The sequence below is a fragment of the Halorientalis persicus genome (genome assembly GCF_900110215.1).
GTDB classification, from domain to species: Archaea; Halobacteriota; Halobacteria; order Halobacteriales; family Haloarculaceae; genus Halorientalis; species Halorientalis persica.
This window is the reverse complement of sequence record NZ_FOCX01000076.1, coordinates 1-5,687: the sequence shown is the minus strand read 5'-3', so window position 1 is coordinate 5,687 and position 5,687 is coordinate 1. Positions and strand designations below refer to the sequence as shown.

The 5,687-nt window shown below is 55.8% G+C and carries 5 protein-coding genes and 1 pseudogene; 5 read left to right on the top strand and 1 reads right to left on the bottom strand.

Annotated elements, in window-relative coordinates; genetic code table 11:
* The first annotated feature begins 95 nt into the window (after positions 1 to 95).
* The 4 genes and pseudogenes from BMX17_RS24425 to BMX17_RS24410 all read left to right on the top strand — a co-directional run bounded on the left by BMX17_RS24425 (position 96) and on the right by BMX17_RS24410 (position 3,205).
* Positions 96 to 734: pseudogene (locus tag BMX17_RS24425) on the top strand (IS6 family transposase).
* Between the two features lie 176 nt (positions 735 to 910).
* A complete protein-coding gene (locus BMX17_RS25675) occupies positions 911 to 1,105 on the top strand; it encodes a hypothetical protein (protein WP_139203769.1) in 195 nt (64 codons plus the stop codon).
* Positions 1,106 to 1,384: 279 nt separating this feature from the next.
* The gene (locus tag BMX17_RS24415) at positions 1,385 to 2,593 is read left to right on the top strand and encodes an RNA-guided endonuclease InsQ/TnpB family protein (RefSeq protein ID WP_092665138.1); all 1,209 of its coding nucleotides are present in this window, start codon (positions 1,385 to 1,387) and stop codon (positions 2,591 to 2,593) included.
* A 183-nt stretch (positions 2,594 to 2,776) separates the two neighbouring features.
* Complete coding sequence (locus BMX17_RS24410) at positions 2,777 to 3,205, top strand: hypothetical protein (protein ID WP_139203767.1); 429 nt, start codon at positions 2,777 to 2,779, stop codon at positions 3,203 to 3,205.
* Between the two features lie 70 nt (positions 3,206 to 3,275).
* Here BMX17_RS24410 and BMX17_RS25670 read toward each other — a convergent pair whose 3' ends face one another.
* Complete coding sequence (locus BMX17_RS25670) at positions 3,276 to 4,661, bottom strand: hypothetical protein (protein ID WP_139203765.1); 1,386 nt, start codon at positions 4,659 to 4,661, stop codon at positions 3,276 to 3,278.
* 307 nt (positions 4,662 to 4,968) lie between these two features.
* Here BMX17_RS25670 and BMX17_RS24400 point away from each other — a divergent pair.
* Positions 4,969 to 5,687, top strand: a 719-nt coding sequence (locus BMX17_RS24400) for a hypothetical protein (RefSeq protein ID WP_139203763.1), incomplete at its 3' end; no start/stop codon positions are given.

Genomic DNA, 5,687 nt, shown 5'->3' with positions numbered 1-5,687 from the left:
GCGAGCAATAACGTTCGTTCTCGTCGGTTCAAGCTTTGTATGGGGTAATTGATCGTGTTAAGTTAGGAGTGAGGCGGTCGTTGATTCGGATGCCTATGACCGAATTAGACCGCCTCAGCGAGTCTACCGAGTGGATCGACTTGGAGTTTATGGAGCGCAAGCGGACACCCGAGCAGATCGTTGAAGTGGGTATTCAGCTCCATCTTGCTGGAATATCAATCTTGAATACCAAATAGCATCTTGAGAGGTTGGGAGTCAAATGGAGTTGGACTGCCATCCATAACTGGGTGCAGAAGGCCGATCTACAGCCAACCAGTGACGGAATTCCGAATCAAATTGCGGTCGACGAGACCGTGATTCAGATCAACAACGAACGACACTGGCTGTACGCTGCGGTAAATCCCGAAACGAACAAATTTCTCCACGTGCGACTGTTTCAGACCAGAACCACCCAACTCACTCTGCTGTTTCTGCGTGAACTTCGCGAGAAACAACAGGTCGAGCAGGTAACCTTCCTCGTCGATAAAGCGCACCATCTCAAAGCCGCGCTGGAGCGACTCGGCCTCCGATTTCAGACAACGCGTCACGGAAATCGGAATGCCGTCGAACGTGTCTTTTGTGAGGTAAAATGACGCACCTCTTCGTTTTCAAATACATTCAGTAACGTAGAGCCACCGACAGCAGAATCGTGGCTCCAGGCCTTCGCCGTCTGGTGGAATCAATGCCAAAATTAACACGATGCTCCGCCCCCGAACTAAGTATATCCCTGCTCACCCCATTACACTCTACTACCCCCCGTCTCACTCTCATCTCTCTGCCACGGGGTGTGTTTCAGCAGGCATACCAATTTCTCGCCACCGGACGAGTGATACGTGGCACTTTCGAGTACACAGCTGAGAGCGGCATCGCAGTGCAAACGCCAAAACAGGCCATTCGAGAACTTCCGTTCCACGAACGGGGCGATGCTCTCGCCGCATTCGTCCGTCGCCGGCTCTCCAAGCCAGACCAGGGAGCGATGAGAGAAGCCGCAACAACGGTCGCCATCCACGAAGCAGTCGGCGTCTCCGAGATGGCTGGGATGATCCCCCTCCCAGAAGTCTACTAGCACCTCGCGGGCTTTGCAGAACACTACGACGGATTCGAGGTCATCGGCAACCACGGCGGGGACTTGCTCGAAGCACTCGCCCGAAATACCAAACCGGTCAACAACATCACCTAATTCGAGGCGGAGGCCCCACCCTCAAGGAGCGCCGGGCTTCCGGCCCCGGCGGAAGCACAAGCGAGTAGGGTGGGGAGGAAGCTGACCCGGTATCAATCAGCCGCCAACCTGTTGCCTGCTAACTCCCAATCATTAAGTAACTACAGGCAGATATATGAAAATATCGTGGAGTACCGTCGTACCGCCGTTATCAAGCTCGACGCGCCCAAAGGCGCGGATACACACCTGCGGGAGACTATCGAGCAATTCAAATACTGTTCCAACACCGCGAGCGAGTGGTGCTGGCACGGCGACGACGGCTACCACGTCACATCGAAGGCGAAGGCCGAAGATGCACTGTACGACCAGCTACGCGAGGACACGGAGTTGACCGCAAATCTCGTCCAGAAAGGGATTCATCAGGCTGTCGAAGCAATCAAGAGCGGCGTCGAACGACTCAAAAACGACCAAGATACGTCCCGTCCGACGTTCTCGGCAGATACCGCTATCTACGACAAGCGAAGCGCCACGTTCCACCGTGACCACGTTTCGCTGTCAACACCGGACGGGCGCATCGAGTGCGACTACATTCTTCCCGACGACGCCGACGTACCGCCGACGAAGTACGTCGCCAACGAGAACTACGAGTTTCGGCGGGCGACACTCCATCCACGTGACGGCGACTGGTATCTCCATGCGTCGATGCTCAAAGAGGGCGACGACACCGACACCACTACCGGGCACAGAACAGTCCTCGGTGTGGACCTCGGTGTGAACCAACTCGCGGTCGCTTCGACCGGACGCTTCTGGTCGGCAGACGAGTTCAACCACTGGAAGCGAGAGTACGAGAAACGGCGTGGCGACCTCCAACAGTGCGGGACACGGGCGGCACACGACGCGATAGCAGGCGTCGAGCGGAAAGAGGACGGACGCTTCGAGATGTTCCTGCATCGTGTCGCCAACGAGATCGTGGCTGAAGCCGTCGAACACGACTGTTCGCATATCGTGTTTGAGGACCTGACCGATATTCGTGAGAACGTGCCAGAGGCGTCGTGGCACCATTTGTGGGCGTTCCGTCGCCTCTACGAGTACGTCGAATACAAAGCCAGCGAGCAGGGCATCAAAGCCGTGCAAGTAGACCCACGAAACACGTCAAAGCGGTGTTCGACCTGTGGATTCACTCACGACGACAACCGCCACGGCGAGGACTTCGAGTGTCAGGACTGTGGCTACCAGAACCACGCCGACTACAACGCTTCCAAGAACATCGGCCTTCAGTATCTCCGGCGTCGGCAAAACGCAGACGACGGAGGCGCACCTGTAGACGTGCGCTTGAATCGCGGGACGTTGAACGTGAGTGGAGAGTACGATCTTCCCGCCTCATCCGAGGCGTAGAACGGGAGTCCACGCGAAAGCCCTCCCCTCAACGAGCGAGCGGGGCGATTGCCCCCGAGCGAAGTAGGGTAGGGTAGTTTACACACGTTCCGTACGGCACGCTCCAGACACTGTACCTGCGGCTGACCCTCGAATCGCTCCCACTCTATGAAGGCCCGCTCCCACCAGAATGGGAAACGAACGATGAATACTGAATCCCCCGCCGAAGAGAGCGCAGATACGTCCGAGACACAAGTCGGGCAGGTCGGCAGAGACCGCACACCGGTTTCGATGCCGTCGCGGGACGGCCGCGTTGCGACTGTTCCCTACCGCGATGGCTGGGAGATCGTCGTCGGCTACCGATGGGCCGTCTACGCGCTCATCACGCCAGAGAGAGAGATCGTCGTCTTCCGGGGCTGGAAAACATTTTCTGAGGACACACGGGGAAGCATCACAGCACTCGAGGCCGTCGCCAGTCAATCCCTCCCGGGAGCCCCAGCAATCGATCTAGGCCCAACGTCACCGGAGAATCCCAGCGATCCGGATGCATCGTCGTCGCCACTCGTCCAACGGACGGCCTCGTCGGCACTCCCCGAGATCGTCCCCGAGGCGTGGATCAAGTCTGTTGTCTAGTCTCACGAGCCACACTCACGGACGTTCGTTGGACGACTTCGACCGACTGAACGGATTGAGCCGCTGCCAGTCAGCTGTTATACTCGACAATCAGATCGACCACATCGGTAGCACTGACTGGTTGGCCGCCGATCTGCGAGCCGGAATTGTATGCGACGATGGCGTTGATGATCTCGTCGGCTTGAATCCCAGCCTGCCCGTTCGTATCGAACCGCTGGAGATTCGACGGCAGTGCGGAAATTCCGTCGCTGACAGTCTCAAATTCAAGAACCGAAAACCCCCCTCGCTTATCCGCAAGAGGAAGAAAATTACTGTACGGGAGGCCAAGCCTGCCTCCCCTTTCAGATCCGATTTCATCTTCCACACTCCAGAGTAGTTCGCCAGTATGTCTATTGACTCCGTAGGTGTCCCCATTAGTCGATGCTACGATAGCATCACCCATACCTACAGCCTCAACGACTCCATCACCTGTCTCAAAAGTCCAATCTTCAGTCAAGCTTCCATCAAATGTGAAACCTTTCATCAAACCATTATTGTCGCCTACATATACCTTAGTTTGGTTTTCCTCCTGAACTAGTACAGGAATAACATCACCGATTGCTGAAAGAGGCGATTCATCTAATCTCTCTAAACCATTAGTGTCAAATACCTTTAATTTACTTTCCCCTGATAAGAATATATTCTCTCCATCCATAGAATAACCCCTACTCGTAGAGTCGAAATCAGAGTTCCTTTCAACAATCATATCATCCGAAACCCTGTGTTTTGCTAAACCTGAACTATTTCCAGCCGCAGCATAATAAATGAAATCTCCATTTTCTGTCAAATATGTTTTAGGAGAAGCTCCATCATAACTCCCCAAACCGCTCTCAGCATTGATAGTAGTTGGATCAAACTTTGATATCGCGGTTCCTGAAGAGAAAGCTACCGGCGCAAATGCACTCCCACCTGCTTTGAACATATCCTCTCCTGGACTAATTACAGATATTTCTCCTATTTTTTCGCCAGTAGTATAGTCAAATCCTTTGATTGCTTCACCATCAGCCCATGATACGATGTTTCCTTCGAATATTGGATGGGTCGGCCGTCCCATTGCAGAAAACTCCTGAATCATGTTAGCTTTGTTGTCGAGCACCTCGACTCTTCCTTCATAAGGTGCTGCAAATACTCCTTGGCTGCTTGCGGTTGGCGAACGCCAGACGAAGTCCTGACTTGGCTTTCTGTGTACTTCTTTGACTCCTGTGGGTGTTATTCCCGCTCCCAGATACCCGGTGTTCATGGAGTCGCCCATAAACTGCCCGCCAGTCGTCGATGCAGTTTGTGCGTCTACAGACGATTGGGCCAGTCCAGGAAGAGTTTCTGAAACCTCTATCTCCTGTACGGTTCCAAGCCCGGTGACTGCCAGGGCCCCTTCACCGAGCCGTTTGAGCACGTCCCTTCTGGATTGGTTATTCATTATTCATCACTGGTCTATCAACTGTGTTTAATTTTGTGACTGTGAACAGCCTCGGGGTTAGCGCCGAGACACTCAGCCACAGCACTCGAGGCCGTCGCCATTGACTTCCTCCCAGGAGCGCCAGCAATCGATCTAGGCCCAACGTCACCGGAGAATCCCAGCGATCCGGATGCATCGTCGTCGCCACTCGTCCAGCGGACGGCTTCATCAGCACTTCCCAAGATCGTCCCCGGGGCCTGGATCAAGAACGCACTCGAAGACTGACCCGTCGCCGCACTGCATTTTTCGCCCGCGACAGGAGCGAACCATGAGTTCCGAAAACAAAAACCACGAGCATAGCTGCCCATACTGCGACCAGCGACAGTTTGTCCAGCCGACGACCTGCCTCCAGCCAGGCCGCGTTGTCCCCTGGAACGACGACAAACCGTTCTTCGAAGGCGGTACCGGCTTCACGCTACACGAGGCCCTGACCATCGACGGGAGGGACGACGACGACAGTATCGTGAAGTGCTGCAACTGTGAGACGTTCTTCCGACTGTCCGAAGACGGGCTCATCGAAATCCCGATCGATGGGCTTCGGAGTGTCCCAGAAGACGCACTACTGACCGTGGTGGATCCGCGCGACCTGGATCAGGGCGTGCAGGAGCAGCCCGTCACTCGGATGCCCGCGCCGGAAGGTGACCGGCCGGGGACGAGCGACGGCCACGAGATGAAGCGGTACAAGAAAGACGATTTGCGGAAATCCAGCGACGCTCGCCAGGGTTCGCTGGGCGAGGTCGCCGACATCGTCGGCGAGCGTGACAAAGTGTCGACGAAGAACGTGACTCGCGAGATGGCTGAGAGTCGCGAGGTCAACGAAGCCGACGCGCTGATCGATCACCGGGAGCACCACGACGAGCGGTGTGCGACCCAGATGGGCGAGGAGGCTCGCCTGAACCTCAGTCGGCGGCCGGGCGAGACGCTCGAGCAGTACGAGACGCGTCTGGCCGAACAGCGCGTTCACCAGGACGACCACGAGACGGCCAA